The 16,491-nt window shown below is 71.8% G+C and carries 14 protein-coding genes; 7 read left to right on the top strand and 7 right to left on the bottom strand.

The window, feature by feature from the left end:
- The first annotated feature begins 4 nt into the window (after positions 1-4).
- The 5 genes from R2740_RS04170 to R2740_RS04190 all read left to right on the top strand — a co-directional run bounded on the left by R2740_RS04170 (position 5) and on the right by R2740_RS04190 (position 5,811).
- On the top strand, positions 5-976 hold the full coding sequence (locus R2740_RS04170) for a ribose-phosphate diphosphokinase (protein WP_371301649.1): 972 nt from the start codon (positions 5-7) through the stop codon (positions 974-976).
- 262 nt (positions 977-1,238) lie between these two features.
- Entirely contained in the window at positions 1,239-1,898 is a 660-nt protein-coding gene (locus tag R2740_RS04175; protein WP_371301434.1) for a 50S ribosomal protein L25/general stress protein Ctc, read from the top strand.
- 71 nt (positions 1,899-1,969) lie between these two features.
- Complete coding sequence (gene pth / locus R2740_RS04180) at positions 1,970-2,572, top strand: aminoacyl-tRNA hydrolase (protein WP_371301650.1); 603 nt, start codon at positions 1,970-1,972, stop codon at positions 2,570-2,572.
- Between the two features lie 589 nt (positions 2,573-3,161).
- Complete coding sequence (locus R2740_RS04185; protein WP_371301435.1) at positions 3,162-4,484, top strand: exopolysaccharide biosynthesis polyprenyl glycosylphosphotransferase; 1,323 nt, start codon at positions 3,162-3,164, stop codon at positions 4,482-4,484.
- Positions 4,485-4,530: 46 nt separating this feature from the next.
- Positions 4,531-5,811, top strand: coding sequence for a hypothetical protein (locus tag R2740_RS04190; RefSeq protein WP_371301436.1), 1,281 nt, complete (start codon positions 4,531-4,533; stop codon positions 5,809-5,811).
- A gap of 84 nt (positions 5,812-5,895) precedes the next feature.
- On the opposite strand, the gene R2740_RS04195 is transcribed toward R2740_RS04190, so the two are convergent.
- The 6 genes from R2740_RS04195 to R2740_RS04220 form a co-directional block, all read right to left on the bottom strand.
- Positions 5,896-7,260 carry a hypothetical protein gene (locus tag R2740_RS04195; RefSeq protein ID WP_371301437.1) on the bottom strand — a complete coding sequence of 455 codons (1,365 nt, stop codon included), beginning with the start codon at positions 7,258-7,260 and terminating at the stop codon, positions 5,896-5,898.
- A gap of 110 nt (positions 7,261-7,370) precedes the next feature.
- Positions 7,371-8,585: a glycosyltransferase family 4 protein gene (locus R2740_RS04200; protein ID WP_371301438.1), complete on the bottom strand. Its 1,215-nt coding sequence runs from the start codon at positions 8,583-8,585 to the stop codon at positions 7,371-7,373.
- Positions 8,582-9,526, bottom strand: a complete 945-nt coding sequence (locus R2740_RS04205) for a sulfotransferase (protein WP_371301439.1) — start codon at positions 9,524-9,526, stop codon at positions 8,582-8,584. Before R2740_RS04205 ends, R2740_RS04200 begins: the two co-directional genes overlap by 4 nt.
- Complete coding sequence (locus R2740_RS04210) at positions 9,523-10,707, bottom strand: glycosyltransferase (RefSeq protein ID WP_371301440.1); 1,185 nt, start codon at positions 10,705-10,707, stop codon at positions 9,523-9,525. Before R2740_RS04210 ends, R2740_RS04205 begins: the two co-directional genes overlap by 4 nt.
- Complete coding sequence (locus tag R2740_RS04215) at positions 10,704-11,906, bottom strand: hypothetical protein (RefSeq protein ID WP_371301441.1); 1,203 nt, start codon at positions 11,904-11,906, stop codon at positions 10,704-10,706. The genes R2740_RS04210 and R2740_RS04215 overlap by 4 nt, the downstream gene beginning before the upstream one ends.
- Entirely contained in the window at positions 11,903-12,859 is a 957-nt protein-coding gene (locus R2740_RS04220) for a sulfotransferase (protein WP_371301442.1), read from the bottom strand. The genes R2740_RS04215 and R2740_RS04220 overlap by 4 nt, the downstream gene beginning before the upstream one ends.
- A 214-nt stretch (positions 12,860-13,073) precedes the next feature.
- Here R2740_RS04220 and R2740_RS04225 point away from each other — a divergent pair, with 214 nt between their 5' ends.
- Positions 13,074-14,042 (top strand): sulfotransferase, encoded by a 969-nt coding sequence (locus R2740_RS04225; protein WP_371301443.1) that lies wholly within the window; start codon positions 13,074-13,076, stop codon positions 14,040-14,042.
- Positions 14,039-14,791 (top strand): hypothetical protein, encoded by a 753-nt coding sequence (locus tag R2740_RS04230; RefSeq protein WP_371301444.1) that lies wholly within the window; start codon positions 14,039-14,041, stop codon positions 14,789-14,791. The genes R2740_RS04225 and R2740_RS04230 overlap by 4 nt, the downstream gene beginning before the upstream one ends.
- On the opposite strand, the gene R2740_RS04235 is transcribed toward R2740_RS04230, so the two are convergent.
- A complete protein-coding gene (locus tag R2740_RS04235) occupies positions 14,674-16,320 on the bottom strand; it encodes a polysaccharide biosynthesis tyrosine autokinase (RefSeq protein ID WP_371301445.1) in 1,647 nt (548 codons plus the stop codon). The genes R2740_RS04230 and R2740_RS04235 overlap by 118 nt on opposite strands.
- Positions 16,321-16,491: the final 171 nt, after the last annotated feature.

Genomic DNA, 16,491 nt, shown 5'->3' on the forward strand with positions numbered 1-16,491 from the left:
CGGGATGAAGAAGACCACCAAGAAGAAGCTCATGGTCTTCAGTGGCCGGGCCCACCCCGAGCTCGCCGAGGAGGTCGTCGGCATGCTCGGCACCGGGCTGGTGCCGACCTCGGCCTACCAGTTCGCCAACTCCGAGACCTACGTCCGCTACGAGGAGTCGGTGCGCGGCAGCGACGCGTTCGTGCTGCAGAGCCACACCGCGCCGATCAACGAGTGGATCATGGAGCACCTGATCATGGTCGACGCGCTCAAGCGCGCCTCGGCCAAGCGGATCACCGTGGTGGCGCCGTTCTACGGCTACGCCCGGCAGGACAAGAAGCACCGCGGCCGCGAGCCGATCTCGGCCCGGCTGATGGCCGACCTGTTCAAGTCCGCCGGCGCCGACCGGCTGATCTGCGTCGACCTCCACGCCGACCAGATCCAGGGCTTCTTCGACGGCCCCGTCGACCACCTGATGGCGCTGCCCATCCTCGCCGACTACGTCCGTGACAAGTACGCCGACCAGTCGCTGGCCGTCGTCTCCCCGGACGCCGGCCGGATCAAGGTGGCGGAGCGCTGGTCGGCCAGCCTCGGCGGCGCACCCCTGGCGTTCATCCACAAGACCCGGCGCACCGACCGTCCCAACGAGACGGTGGCCAACCGCGTGGTCGGCGAGGTCCAGGGCCGCACCTGCGTGCTGGTCGACGACATGATCGACACCGGCGGCACCATCGTGAAGGCGGCGGAGGCGCTGATGGCCGACGGCGCCGCCGGCGTCGTGGTGGCCGCGACCCACCCGATCCTGTCGGGCGACGCGGTCGACCGGCTCAAGAACGGCTCCATCGCCGAGGTCGTGGTCACCAACACCCTGCCGTTGACCGACGACAAGCTGTTCGACAACCTGACGACGCTCTCGATCGCCCCGCTGCTGGCCCGGGCGATCCGCGAGGTGTTCGAGGACGGGTCGGTGACCAGCATGTTCGGCGGCCACGCCTGACGCCGGACCCGGGCGGTCACTGGTCGCCCGCCGCCCCGGAGTCGGCGACCACGGGATGCCGATTGGTGGTGGCCGCGCACCCCGCCGTACACTGGTGCGGTTGCCTCGGCGAGGGAGGCCGCCCAGCGGCGCTCCGTGATCGACTGGGCCGGCTCACGCCGCGCTGACTCGATCGCGCGGCGTTCTCCTTCTCGCCGGCGACACCCACGACCTGTCGGGAGCCCCCGACCACGCACGTCACGACTGGGAGAGAAGACACCTCATGGCTGCCGAGAAGATCAAGGCCGAGCTCCGCACCGAGTTCGGCAAGGGCGCCGCGCGGCGCATCCGCCGGGCCGACAAGGTCCCCGCCGTCGTCTACGGACACGGCAACGACCCGCTGCACCTGACCCTGCCGGGCCACGACACGATGATGGCGCTCAAGCACGGCGGCGCCAACGCGCTGCTCGAGCTCGAGGTCGACGGGGAGGAGCAGCTGGCGCTGACCAAGCAGGTCCAGGTCGACCCGATCCGCCGGGTGCTGGAGCACATCGACTTCGTCTCGGTCCGCCGCGGCGAGAAGGTCACCGTCGACGTGCCCGTCCACCTGGTGGGCGAGGCCGCTCGCGAGACGCTGGTCGTCACCGAGCAGGCCACGGTGCAGGTCGAGGCCGAGGCCACCCACATCCCCGAGTCGATCGAGGTCGACATCGAGGGCGCCGAGGTCGGCACCCAGATCCACGCCTCCGACCTGCGGCTGCCCGAGGGCACCACGCTGCTCACCGACCCGGAGACGCTGGTCGTCAACGTCACCAACGCCCCGACCGAGGAGCAGCTCGAGGCCGACCTCGACGTCGAGGGCGAGGCCGGTGAGGGTCCGGCCGACGTGGCCGAGGAGTCCTCCGACGAGGCCCCGGCCGACGCCGAGGGCGACGCGGAGTGATCTTGGCCCGGCTCGGCACCCTGGTCGCCAGGGTGCTGGGCCGGGGCCACGACACCGAGTCGGCAACACAGATGGCCACCCACGAGGCTGCGGAGGTCTGGCTGGTCGTCGGGCTGGGCAACCCCGGGCCGTCGTACGCCGGCCACCGGCACAACGTCGGCTACCTCGTCGTCGACGAGCTGGCCGAGCGGATGGGCTCGCCGCTGCGCGCCCACAAGTCCGGTCGCGCCGACGTGGTCGAGGGCCGGTTGGGGGCGCCCGGCACCGACGCCCCGCGGGTGGTGCTGGTCCGGGCTCGCTGCTACATGAACGAGTCGGGCGGTCCGGTGAAGGCGCTCGCGACGTTCTACAAGGTCCCCCCGGACCACATCGTCGCGGTCCACGACGAGCTCGACCTGCCGTTCGGCAGCCAGCGCGTCAAGCTCGGTGGCGGCGACAACGGTCACAACGGGCTGCGCTCGTTGCGGTCCTCCCTGGGCACCGGCGACTTCCACCGGGTGCGGATCGGCATCGGCCGTCCGCCCGGACGCCAGGAGGTCTCCGACTTCGTGCTGTCGAACTACTCCGCGGCCGAGCGCAAGGAGGTCCCGTTCCAGGTCTTCGCTGCCGCGGACGCGGTGGAGTCCCTGGTGACCGACGGCCTGGCGCAGACCCAGCAGCGCTTCAACTCCTGAGCGGCCGCGGCGCCGGCGGTCGGGGCCCGGTCGAGCGCCGGTTCCGGCTGCAGTTTTGTGCAGCACTCTTTGCCCGCCGTCGCACCATGGTCTGGACCACCTACATGAAATCGCAGGCTTTCCGCAATCCCCCATCTTGCCGAGTTGACTCGTGCTAGGCCCCGGGAGAGACTGGTCCCACGTTTGAGTCGTGGGGTCTCAAACGGGTCCCGAGGAGGTCAAGATCTCTTGGCGGCGCATTTCCTCGGGGGATTCACCACAGACCGGTTCCGTGCTCGGACGGAGTTGGGAAGAACGATTCCCTCGTTGGCGCCGCCACACCCCCGCTGAGAGGTATCAGCGGTCAGAGATCAGGCTCTACCTCCCCGAGATCGCATGGGGAATGAAGGTGTCACCAGTGGTGACGCCTTGGTGCCCCTCCTCACGGTGATCACAACACCAAGCCTGAGGGGGCCGGGGGGAAATGAGTCAGTTGAGGTCGGCGCCTGACCTCGTCGTACCCGCGCCGCGTGCGGCACACCAGACGGTGGTGGAGGGCGTCCTCGCTCCTCCCGTGCCGTCGGTCGTGCCGGTCAGCACGCGGCATCGGATGCGGCGGTGGTTCTTGCCCGCCGAGGCCGTGTCTGCGGCCCTGTTCGGCAGCACCGCAGCGCTGGTGATGCAGTCACCGCTGCTGTTCGCGTTGCCGCTGGTGGTGGTCGCGATGGTGACCAACTACCACATGGGCCTGGAGACCATCCGGCCCGGCCTGCCCCACCTGGGGCGCATCGTGCGCGACGCTGCACTGCCGATGCTGCTGGTCACCATCGGCGTGGCCGCCCACGTGCTGCAGCCCGCCCGGCTGACCGAGGCGCTGGTGATCGTGGCCGTCGTGGCCGGCACCGCGCTCCTGGGCACCGTGGTGCGCCGCGCGGTCGAGGGTCAGCTGCGCCTGGTCGTCGTCGGCAACCCGGAGTCGGCCGCCCTGGCCGCCGCCCGCTGGGCCGGAGACCGGCGCGCCAAGGTCGTCGGCGCGGTGCTGGTCGACGGCGGACGCCGCGACGCGCTGTCGCTGTCCGACTCCTTCGGCGTGGACGTGGTCCTCGGCTCCGACGACGTCGCCCACTGGGTGACCCGGTGGGAGTCCGACGTCGTCGCCATGGTCGGGGCGCCCGATGCCGAGAGCGTGCGGCGCCTGTCCTGGGCGCTCGAGGGCACCTCCGCCTCGCTCGCGGTGATGGGCGTGGTCGACCGGGTCGCGCCGCACCGCATCGACGCCTCCACGCTCGCCGGTGGCACGCTGCTCCACATCCGCAGCAGCCGCCCGTCGCTGTTCGTGCGCTCGATCAAGGCCGCGGCCGACCGGGTGCTCGGTGGTCTGCTCCTCGTCGTGGCGGCACCGCTTCTCGCGGTGCTCACGGTGCTGGTCCGGCTCGACTCCTCCGGCAAGGCGTGGTTCACCCAGACCCGCGTCGGCCAGGACGGCAAGCCGTTCACGATCTTCAAGCTGCGCACCATGCACACCGACGCGGAGCGCCGGCTGGCCGAGCTGCAGAGGCTCGACGAGGGCAACGGCGTGCTGTTCAAGATCCGCAACGACCCGCGCATCACCCGCGTCGGTCGACTGCTGCGCAAGACCTCCCTCGACGAGCTGCCCCAGCTGGTCAACGTGGTTCGCGGGGAGATGTCGCTGGTCGGGCCGCGCCCGGCTCTTCCCCAGGAGGTCGAGCAGTACTCCGACCTCGAGCGTCGCCGCCTCGCCGTCCGTCCCGGCATGACCGGACTGTGGCAGGTGAGTGGCCGCTCCAACCTCTCGTGGGAGGAGTCGGTCGAGCTCGACTTGCGCTACGCCGACAACTGGCGGCTCGTCGACGACCTCGGCATCGGGGTCCGCACCGTCGACGCCGTCGTCCGCTCGCGCGGCGCCTACTGACCGTCCAACCACCTCGCACTCCGCCGCACATCAAGGAGCAACTGAAATGATCCGCCGCACCCTTCTGGCCGCCAGCGCGGCCGCCGTCGCCCTGGCCGGGACCACCGTCCCGGCCCAGGCCGACTATGTCCACCCCACCGTCGTGAGCGAGGTGGCCGCAACCTTCACGCCCCACCTGGTCAACGTCTCCGGTCAGCCCAAGCCGATCGCCTTCGCGATCGCCGAGGCCGGCAGCGAGATGGTCGTCGGCGGCCGGTTCACCCAGGTGGAGAACTCCAAGCGCACGCTGCCCTACAACCGCAGCAACGTCTTCGCCTTCGACGCCACCACCGGCGCCATCGACCCCAACTTCAAGCCCGTCGTCGACGGGGATGTCTGGTCGGTGCTCTCCGACGGCACCTCGGTCTACATCGGGGGTGAGTTCAAGAACGTCAACGGCACGCCCCGGGCGGCGCTGGCCAAGCTCGACCTGGCCACCGGCCAGCTCGACCCCAACTTCAACCCGACCTTCACCGGCAAGCGGATCTCCGACATGGAGATGCGCGGCGACCAGCTGATCGTCTCCGGCACCGTGACCCCCAAGCTGATCTCGCTCAACCCGGTGACCGGCAAGCCGACCCAGTACCTCCGCCCGGTGGTCGGCGGCCGGCTGGCCAACAGCGACAACCCGGCGGTCTTCAAGTTCGACATCAGCCCCGACGGGCAGCACCTGGTGGCGGTGGGCAACTTCCTCACCGTCAACGGCGCCGACCACCCGCGGGTGTTCATGATGGACCTCGACGACAACGGCAGCAGCCTCACGTCGTGGAACTACGACTCGCTGGCCCTGAAGTGCACGTCCAACCGACGCAACGCCCAGGCCTACGTCCAGGACGTCGCGTTCTCACCCGACAGCAGCTGGTTCGCGCTCGCCTCGTTCGGCTACATGTACCAGTCCGGCTACCGCGGCAACATGATCTGCGACTCGGTGTCCCGCTTCGAGACCGCCGACCTCGACCCCTTCCGGCCGACCTGGATCAACTACACCGGTGGTGACTCGCTGAAGTCCGTGGCCGTCACCGGCGCGGCGGTCTACGTCCAGGGTCACAGCCGCTGGCTCGACAACCCCTACGGCCAGGACTCCAAGGGTCCCGGCGCCGTCGACCGGATGGGCGGCGGAGCCGTCGACCCGACCACGGGCATGGCGCTGGCGTGGAACCCGAACATGCCGCAGCAGCGTGGTGGCTACCAGATCCTGCCCACCGCGACCGGCGTCTGGTTCGCCACCGATGGTGCCCGGTGGGGCGGCAAGTACCACCGCGGCATCCGCTTCGCACCGCTGCCCTGATCGTCCCGGTGTCGGGGTCGGGTCCGCGGCGGGCCCGACCCCGGCACCGCGGCGCGTTCGGAGGCCGCTCGTGCCGGCCGTCGCTCAGGGGCGCAGTCGGACGACGGTGACGCCGGCGGTCAGCGGCACGTTCACCGACGTCGTGCGACCGAAGACCTTGCGCTTCGAGCCGGTGACGACGTGGCTCACCACGCCGTCCCGGGCGCTGCCCAGGTCGAGCGTCACGGTGGCCAGACGGTCCGCGATGCCACTGACCGTCAACCGCTCGCGGTCCGGGTCCCAGATCGGCTTGTCGAGCCAGAGCGCCACCAGGTGGGTGCCGTCGCGCTTGGCGAACACCATCGAGCGCAGCGAGCTCGGCCCCCCCGAGAGGCCGAAGGTCAGCGGCGCGGGCGTGAAGGCCGGACCCGGGTCGCGGAACCTCGCGAGCAGCCGCCGGGTGGAGTCGAACTCCGGCTTCGGGCGCCACGTCGAGGAGTCGGTGCGAAGCATGCCGAAGGTCGCCAGCCGGTCCCAGGAGCGGCCCGTGGGCTTCTCCAGGAGCTCGTAGCGGAAGTAGCGGGTGTTGCCGGCCCGCAGGTGCTCCAGCAGCTTCTGGGGGCCGTAGGCCGCCGCGACGCCGCTGGACACCCGGCGGGCGCCGCCGGAGTAGTTCTTGGCCGTGAAGTAGCCGCCCTCGGTGACGGTGATCGGCTTGCTGCCCGCGACCTGCCGGGCGCAGCTGGTGAAGTAGTCGATGCCGTTGCTCGGCGGGAGGGCGCGCGGGTAGACGTGCATCGTGCCGCCGTCGAGCCACTCGCTCATGTCGCCGAGGTTCTGGGCCTGGGTGAAAGTGTCGTTGCCCTCCACGCCGCCGCCGCTGACCCGGGCCAGGGCCGGGGCGATGATCGGGATCGCGGTGAGGCCGTACTTCTGGCGGGCCTCGTAGAGCGCCTGGGTCTTGGCCCGGGTCTCGTCGATCCACGGCACGCCGTCGTTGTTGGGCTCGTTGATCCCCTCGAACGCCGAGAACACGGCGGTCGGCTCCGGGAAGTTGTCGGCGACCGCCTTCATCAGGCTGTCCATCGTCTGGGGGTCGCCCAGGGCGCCGCAGACGGCGTTGACCTTGATCCCGTTGGCACCGAGCTTCTTGAAGAACGCCAGCACCGGCTTCTGGGGAGTGAGCCGGGTGCGCACGTGCCGGATCCGGAGCTTGAGCAGCCACGCCAGGATCGCGTCGTGGTCGGCGTACTCGGTCTCCTTCCACGACGGGTGGATCACGACGCCGAACGAGTCGAGCAGGGTGTCGGCCATCGCCGGCCGGACCGTCGACAGACCTCCGGCCACGGCGCCCGACGGCAGCGCCAGCCCCGAGGCGGCGACGCCGGCGACGGCGGCCGTTCCCAGCATGAAGCGGCGGCGGCCGAAGGTCGGCTCATCGTGCGCGAAGAGGGTCCGAGAGATCGTCATGGGGGCTCGCGTCTCCTCAGGTGGGGCGGGTACTCCCGGAAACTACTGAGGAACCGTGGGGGTGGTGGCGAATTGGCCGTTGGCTGTCTAGGTGGCCATCCAGGATAGTCCTAACGGGCTATCTCGGTATAGATCGTGACTAGTCTCTTCAGGTCAGCCGACGGCGAGTAGCGAGCGTCGTAGCTCGCTCGGGCCGCCTCGCGCAGGCCGTTCATCAGCGACTCCTCGCGGACCACCCGGGCCAGCCGATCGGCCAGGTCCGCCGCGTCACCCATCCGGAAGGTGAGGCCGACACCGTCGGCGACGACGTCCTCGGCGAAGTTCTCGAGGTCCGACACGATCAGCGGTGTGCCCACCGACAGGCTGCGCAGGATCACCAGCGGCAGCCCTTCGTACCACTGCGACGGGACCACCACGACCTCGGCGTCGCGCATCAGCCGGGTCACCTCGTCCTCGCCGACCCATCCCAGGAACGTGATCGACGGGTCGGCGGCAGCCCGCTCCTCGACCAACGGTCGCAGGTCGCCGTCGCCGGCGATCACCAGGCGCATGCCGGCCGGCGTGCGCTGCCACGCGTCGAGCAGGGTCCGCACGCCCTTGAGGTCGATCAGCCGCCCCACGAACAGCACGGTGCGCTCGGGGTGGTCCTGGCTCGCCGTGCTCCCCTCGTCGGGACTCGGGCTTCGTCCCTGCACGCGGACGAGTTCGGGTCCCGGGTCGGGGACGGAGTTGGGCTTCACCACGATCTTCTCGGCCGGGAAGCCGTCTCGGATCAGCAGCCGGCGCGAGAAGTCGGTCAGCGTGAGATAGCGGGTCACCGCGTGGTGGAAGGTCCCGACCGCCCGGTGCACGGCCAGCCCGAGGGTCAGCGCCGCCGTGGCGCCGGTGCTGTCGTGGTAGCACTGGTGCCGGATGCCCGCGAGCTTGAGCTTGGAGCCGACGCAGTCCTCGCAGATGCGGTCGTCGCGCACGCAGGTGCCGACCACGCAGGAGTAGCGATAGCTGTGCAGCGTCGTCACGGCCGGTACGCCGGCCCGGTGAGCGGCCTGGAACACCGAGGGCGACATCAACGGGAAGGGCGTGTGCACGTGCACCACGTCGGGCTTGAACCTGGCGATCCGCCGGCTCACCTCGCGCTGCGCCTCGAGGTTCCACACGGCCTTCGCTCCGGCGCGCCAGGCGGGCAGCCCGAGTGTCTCCGCCGCGGGGAGGGTGTACTCGGTGACGTCATGGCCGGCGCCGCGAAGCAGCTCGCCCTCGTGGGCGAGCACCTCCATCGCTCCGCCGAGTGCCGCGTGGTGGTTGTGCAGCTGGAGGACCCTCATCGGGCGGCCCCCCTGCCGGCCTCGGTCAGCCAGGCCGGAGCCTCGGTCTCCAGCCGGCCCTCCAGCATCTCCGCGAGTCGGCGCAGGTCGTCGGCGAACAGCGGGGTCAGCGCGGCTCGGGCCTGCGCGCTGACGGTGTCCTGGCGCAGGATGCTGCGGCGCACCCGCTCGCGCAGCCGATAGCTGGTGTGGTCCTTGACCCACTGTCGGAGCCGGGCATGCCCGGTGGCCCAGGCGATCGCGCGATGGGCGAGCGCGAAGCGGGGCTGTCCCGACACGTTGACCCGCGGCACCCCCTCGCCCTCGCCGGGCGCAGGAGGGACATCCAGGAAGCGCAGGATGCGGCTCACGGTGCCCTCGTAGTCGCGGTTGAGGTCGTCGTAGAAGAACACGCCCACCTGCTCGGCCGGGAAGGCGTCCAGGAAGGCCCCCACCTGGTCGGCGTAGCGGCTCTGGGCGGTGTAGTGCCAGATGTGGTGCCAGCCGTCGGCGATGCGCTGCTCCTCGAGGCCGACGGCCTCCAGGAAGTCGGCGACCGGCTCCAGCCCGCGCGCCGTCATGTACTGATGGCTGGAGTAGGCCCGCTCGACCGGCTCGCGCAGCATCACCACCAGTCGCATGTCGGGGTTGATCGCCTTGATCTCGGGGATGGACTCCTGGTGGTAGTAGATCGTCGAGACCGATCCGTCACCCAGCGCCAGGAAGTCGTGCTCCTGGGGGTAGAGCGCGAGGTAGGCGTCGCGGTCGGTGACGGCCACCTTGTTGATGGTGTGCTCGTCGCCCGGGGCGGTGAAGTGCGCCCCGATCCGGTGCAGGGCGAAGTAGTGCGGCTCCTTCGGGTCGGTCACGAAGACCCGGGGGTGTGAGCGCAGCCCCTCGACCAGCCCGGTGGTGCCGCACCGGGCCGCGCCCACGACCAGGAAGGTGGGGATGGTCGTCACGGGTTCTCCTCCGTCGTCGTGGGCTGCGCCGTCGAGTGTGGGTGGGCCCGGAGGTCGCGGGCGGCGCGGTAGGCCTCCTCGAGCCGGGCGGCGACGACCGGCGGTGCGAACAGGGTACGGGCCCGGGACAGCGCTGCCGCGCGCTCCCCCTCGACCAGGGCGGGGTCGTTCAGCCGGGTCACAGCGGCGTCGAGCAGGGCCTCGACGTCCTCGGCGCCGACGACCGCGCCGGCGGCGTCGCCGGGCGGGTCCTCGACGACCTCGCGCACCCCGTCGACCTCGGTCGCGACCACCGGGAGGCCGGTCGCCATCGCCTCGGCGACCACCAGACCTACCGTCTCGTAGCGAGAGCTCAGCACCAGCAGGTCACTGGCCCACAGCCAGGGCAGCACGTCGGCCACGCCTCCGGGAGCCCGCACGCTGTGACCCCACTGGGTGGGCGCCAGGGGTGCCAGCTCCTCGGTCTCCCCGGGCCCCACGAGCGCGAGTACGGCGCCCTCGGGGTGCCGTCGCTCCCACACCGGCAGCAGCAGGTCCTGGCCCTTCTGCCAGGCCAGCCGGCCCAGCACCAGCAGCATCCGCTCGTCGTTCAGCCCCAGCTCGGCGCGCGCGGCGGCCCGCTCCTCGGCGGTGGGCGGGCGGAAGCGGTCGCCGTCGACCGTCACACCCAGCGGGAACGACGGCAGCCGGACACCGAAGCCGGCACCGCGGTCGATCTCGTCGCGGCAGTTGGTGACCAGCACGTCGGTACGCCGCGCGCCACGGCGCTCCAGCCGGCGTACCAGCGCGTTGAGCGGCTCCTGCCGGAACAGGTGGTCCGACCACGCGTGCGGCTGGTAGACGACGGGCGGCGGCTCCGGGCCGAGTGCCCCGGGCAGCCGGCCCAACAGCCCCGCGAAGAACGAGTGCAGGTGGATGACGTCGGGACGCAGCTCGGCCACCAGGCGACGCAGCTGGGAGACCGCCCGCGGGTAGCCGTGGGGCCGGCCCCGACGGACCGCCCACCGATGGAAGTCCACCCCGTCGGCCAGGGCGTCGCCCACCGGCTCGGGCGCCAGCACGTGGACCTGGTGCCCGGCCGCGACCTGCTGCCGGGTGAAGTGGTCCAGGAGGGTGATGACGCCACCCCAGTGGACCTCGCTCACGTGCAGGATCGTGAGCCGGTCGGGGGCACTACTCATCCGTGGTTCAGCTCCTGCACGAGTGATCGGGTCCAGCCCTGGCGGGCGGGGGCGTCGGGAGCCTCGGCACGCTCGTCGGCGTAGCGGGCGTTGACGGTCAGCAGGTAGAGCAACAGGGTCGCCTCGATCTGGGCCGGGGACCCGCCCCACCGCCGTGCGAGGCCGCTGCGCACCAGCTCGAGCCATCGCTGCTCCTGCGCGGGCTCGGTGCCCTGCAGGCGACGCAGGTGCTGGGCGGCGTAGTGGAGGTAGTCCATGCCGACCGGGACGCCGTCGGCGAGGTGCTCCCAGTCCCACAACGCGAGGCCGGTGCCCGAGCGACGGTGGTTCCAGGCCACCCAGTCGCCGTGCCAGAGGCCGACCTCGACCACGGTGTCGCCGAGCCGGGCCAGCATCCGCTCCAGCTCGGGTCCGATCCAGGCCGACGACTCGTCAGCGGGCAGCGAGGCGAGCAGCTCGCGCAGGGCGTGCACCTGGGCCGCGTCGGCGAGACGGGTCTCCGCGGTGCCGCCGCTGCGGGCCAGCTCGGTCATGGCGGCGTGCAGCAGCGGGTCGTCGGGGTCCAGGGACGCCTCGGCGCCGTCGAGGGCGGTCATCGCGAGCAGCGCGCAGTCACCCGCACGGGCGAAGCCGAGGGCCTCGGGTGCCTCCACCAGGGTCAGCGGCAGGTCGTGGACGCGCACCAGGTTGCGGTGCTCTGCCACGACCGACGGCACGCCGGGGCCGACGCCCAGCTTGCCGATCCCGAGCGCGTCGCCCTGGACGCCCAGGCAGGCGACGACCACCGCGCGGCCGGGCCGGTCGCGGCCGAGCCGGATCACCAGGTGGCGGGTGCCGGGCACCATCTCCTCGAGCTCGGCCAGCACCGGTGAGGGGGTGTCGACGGGCACGTGCACCCGGGCGAAGGGCAGCCGGCGCAGCACGCCGGTGCGGTACGCCGTGGCGAGGGCGCGGCCGCGGACGCCCGGCGCCGAGGCGCGGATCGAGTCGGCGGCGGGGGAACGCTGCGCGGGCACCAGCAGGATCGGGTTGGCCAGCCGGGGCAGCACGAGGAAGTCGCCGGCCCCGCCGGGTCCGCCGGGGCGACGAGAGACGCTCAGGTCGGCCTCGTCCTTCCACAGCGGCCTCAGCCGGCGCAGCAGCGAGGCGCTCGCCGAGGTCTCGGCGGTCGCTTCTGCGCGGTCGGGTCCCGGGCTCATCCGGTGTCCCCCGCGGGCGTCGGTCGGGGACCGTCCTCGGGGACCTCCAGCGGCGGTGCCTCCGCCTCCCACAGGGTCGCCCAGTCGGTGCCACGACGCTCGTCCTGCTCGCGCAGCCGAGCGGTGACGGCGACCCGGGCTCGCTCGTAGCAGGCCTCCAGCTCGGCCAGCTGCTCCGGGGAGCAGGTGGCCAGCGCCTCGGCCACCGAGTCCTTGGGGGTCGCCTGGGTCATCACCCCGCGCAGCCGGCGCAGGTTGGCGCCGCCGACCATCCGGCGGACCCGGGGGTACCACCCGCGCTGCCGGACGGTGCGGCGCAGCCACTGGAAGGCGGGGTGGCGGAAGGACACGACGTTGTTCTGGTGGGCCGCCGCCTTCGAGCGGGCGGCGGCGAGCGGCGATTCGTCGAGCCCGGCGAGCATCGCGACCGCCCGGAGCCCGCTGTCGTCGCGGGTGACCGCCGGGAACGGGATCACCAGCACCCGCTCGCGGGGGAACAGCGCGTCGATCGCGGTCAGCCAGTGGTCGTAGTCGCCCGCGCCGAGGTAGATGTGGCCGCTGGGGCCGGCCAGTGCCTCGCCGAGGGTGGCGGACGCGTCGTTGTGGAAGTAGTCGCGGTGCAGCTGGAAGTGGGAGACCAGCCGGTCGAAGGGGTGCCGCACCACATAGACGACCAGGGCGTCCGGCGAGGCCTCGGCGAGTCGGGTGAGAGCCTCGGGGAAGTGCCGGAACGTGTAGGACATCGAGGCGTCCAGGCGGCGGCGACCGGCCGTGCGGGGGCCGAACAGGTCGTCGTACCAGCCCTCGCCGCGCTCGAGCTCCCGGCTGAAGTAGTTGGGCTCCTTGACGGCCCCGGCATCCACCTGGGGATGCTCGGACAGCGCCGCTGCCAGGAACGAGGTTCCGGAGCGCGCTGAACCGACGAGCGCGATGTCAGGACCAACCGTGCTCATGACTGTGTTTCCCCCCACCAACAAGGTGAATACTCGGATTCGCTCGGATGATCAATGATCCAGGCGGGTGGTATAGAGCGCTGGCCCCGGAGCGCTACCCTCGATGGCATCCTGGATCGTGCAGGACTGATTCTAGTTCAGACCAGTGGGGGGTCTGCAGTCAGATGGATGCTGGAGTGGAGCGTGGGCTGATGCCTGCCCTGGGGGAGGCGGCATGACCGCCGGTGACGGCGACACGGACCTCGACCAGGTCCGACAGGCCGCCAAGGACCGACCGATCGGCGGCATGGCCCGGTCGGGCTGGATGCAGCGCGTGGCGCCGCGCACGCCGGAGAGCCTGAAGCAGGCCGGCCGGTCGGCGTTCCGGGTCTACGGCCAGGCGACCTCGCGGGTCCGCGACCTGCCCGACTACCTGGTGATCGGCGCCAAGAAGGGCGGCACCACCTCGGTGGTCAACTGGCTGGTGGAGCATCCCCAGGTGATGCCGCTCTTCCCGCGGATGCAGCGGCACAAGAGCCCCCACTACTTCGACATCAACTTCGACCGCGGGCTTTCGTGGTACCTCTCGCACTTCCCGAGCAAGCCGGCAAGAAGGGTCCACGAGCGCCGCTTCGGCGCGGCCCGCACCGGTGAGGCCTCGCCCTACTACCTGTTCCATCCGGCCGCTCCGGAGCGGATCCACGACCAGGTGCCACAGGCGCGGCTGGTCGCCATCCTGCGCGAGCCGGTGAGCCGCGCCTACTCCAACTTCTGGGACCGCGTCGCGACCGGCAACGAGACGCTGCCCACCTTCGAGGACGCCCTCGACGCCGAGGAGCAGCGGCTGGCCCGGGCGACCGACGACTGGCTGCGCGTCCCCGGCCACTACGACTTCGACCACGACCACCACTCCTACCTCGCCCGCGGACGCTACGCCGAGCAGCTGGAGCGCTACTTCGCGCACTTCCCGCGCGAGCAGCTGCTGGTGCTGCCCCTCGACGCGCTGCACCGCGACCCCGAGGGGTCCTTCCGCCGCGTCGAGGATCACCTGGGTCTGGACCATCATGCGGTCGACCTGACCGCCCGCAACGCACGCGAGAACAAGCCGCCGCTGCTGCCGGAGACCAAGGACCGGCTGCGCGACTACTACCGGACCCACAACGAGCGGCTGCAGAACCTGCTCGGGGAGGACTGGGGCTGGTGATCGCGGAGCAGACCGAGGAACAGGCCGACGAGAGCCTCGCCGAGCAGGGCGAGCCGCTGCCGGCTGCTGCGCCCCGCCCCCGCGAGATCCTCGTGGTCTGCCGGGCCAACCGCGGTCGCAGCCCCGCCGCCGCCTTCCTGCTCCGGCGCGAGGCGGCCCGACGCGGGGTCGAGGTCCCGATCCGCGACGCGGGCCTCTACGTCGACGCGGGGCACCGCCCGATCGCCCGGCTCGACGACCTGGTGCGTCCCTGGGGGCTCGAGATGGCCGACCACGAGGCCACCTCGCTGACCCTCGACGAGCCCGACGCGGTCGCGCTTCTGGTCACCTTCGAGGCCGCCCTCAAGCGCGACCTCGCCTCGCTCGAGCCGAGCGTCGTCGACCGGCTGTTCACGCTGCGCGAGCTGGTGCGGCTGTCGTCCTCACCGGCCTGGGAGAGCGCTGCCGTGCCGCGGTCGCGCCCGCCCGCCACCGCGGGCGGCGCCGACGCGTCCGGGCAGGCCCGGGTCGACGCGGTGGTGCGCTCGCTGCACCGGCTGCGGCCGCTGGTCGACCCCGGCGACGACGACACTCCCGACCCTGCGGGGGTACGCCGGACCCGGGGGATGCGCCGGCTGCTGGACCAGCTGGTCTACGACACCGAGCGGATCGCGTCGCTGCTCTGGGGCCCGTCGTCGTCTCCGGGAGCGTCCGCCTCGGACACACCCGCCTCGGAGTCGTCGTCGGGGTCGGCGGCGGGCGCCCCGTAGCTGTAGGACTCGGTCTTGCCGGGGATGCCCGACCAGACCACGCCGGCCACGTCGGCACCGACCTGCGTGAGGCGCTCCAGGGTGGCCTCCACCTGGTGCACCCGGGACACGCGGTGGCGGGTGGCGAGCAGCACGTCGTCGGCGTAGGGCGCGATCTCGAGCGGGTCGGCCACCCGCAGCACCGGCGCCGCGTCGATGATGATCAGGTCGGCCCGGGAGCGGATCGTGCGCCACAGGTCGTGCGCCCGCGAGGAGGCGAGCAGCTCGGCCGGGTTGGGCGGGATCACCCCGCCGCCCATGAGCTGCAGGTTGTCGACGCCCGTCTCGATGATGACCTGGTCGATGGTCGACTGCCCGGCCAGGACGTGGGCCAGCCCGCGCGGGGTCTCCAGACCGAACTTCTCGCTCACCCGGGGGTGACGGAGGTCCGCGTCGATCAGCAGCACCTTGAGCCCGACGCGCGCGGCGGCCACGGCCAGGTTGCAGCTGACGGTGGTCTTGGCCTCCTCGGGCTCGGAGGAGGTGACCAGGAGCACGGTGCCCTTGGCCTTGCGGTGGGGGACGGTCGTCGGCTTCGCGTCGACCAGGAAGCGGATGTTGGTGTTGAGCGTGCGGAACGCCTCGCTGACCGGCGACCGGGTCGCGGCGAGCGCCGCCGGACGGGTCCGGTTGGAGCGGGTGTCGACCGGGATGCGGCCGACGATCGGCACCGACCCGACCGTGCGGCGCAGCCGTGACTCGTCGCGGATCCGATCGTCCACGCGGTCGCGGGCGTAGGCGGCCACGAGGCCCAGCAGCAGACCGAGGAAGGCGCCGAGCACCAGGTTGCGGTAGAGCCGCGGCTGGGACGCCTGAGCAGGGACATCGGCCTCGCGCAGCACCAGGCCGGGCGAGGGGGCGGCCGTCGTACCGGCCACCGCGAGCGAGGTGTTGAGCTCGCCCTGGCGGGTCAGCAGGCTGCGGACCTGGGCCCGGAGCGCGGCGCTGTCGGTGTCGGCCTTCGGGTTGGCCAGCTCGGCGCGGGCGGTGCGCAGGGCCTCCTCGACGCGAGCCAGCTCGTCGGAGTAGGCCTTGGTCGTGTTGACCGCGGCCTGGCTGGCGCTCTCGTCGCCGAGCTGGATGTAGGACTCCGCGAAGGCGTTGGCGACATCGGCCGCCTCCTGGGCGGTCGGCCGGACGGCCTCGATCTCGACGACGCGGGTCTGGTCGATCTCCTGGACGGTGACCGTCTTCAGGAGCTCCTTGACCTTGGTGTCGAGCGCGAGCGACTTGACGACCTGGCGGGCCACGGCACTCGAGGCGACCACGTCGGCCTGCGTCGCCACCTCGTCGGGACTCATGATCTGGCTGCCGGTGGTGTCGTGGGTCGGCTCCAGCAGCAGGCGGGAGACGGCGGTGTAGCGGGTCGGCTGGTTGAGGCTCACGAGCGCACCCACGGCGACCCCGATGACCAGGGCGGCGGTGAGGATGCGCCACCGACGCCGCAGGATGGCGGCGTGGTCGGCGAGGTTGGTGACGTCGGAGTCCATGGTTCCTTTTCGGCGGACGCGGTGATGGCGGCCCGGTGCGTGCAAGAATTGGCCACCGCGGGCCCAATGCTACGGGGCCGCCGCTGAGAACTTGCCAAGTCGTCCGATCTCGCGCAGTCCGGCCCGCCGCCGCGGCTGTGCCGAGATGCCGGGGCGTCGGGCTCGGGGCAG

Origin of the sequence: Nocardioides sp. (genome assembly GCF_041393715.1) — a bacterium.
Lineage (GTDB): Bacteria > Actinomycetota > Actinomycetes > Propionibacteriales > Nocardioidaceae > Nocardioides.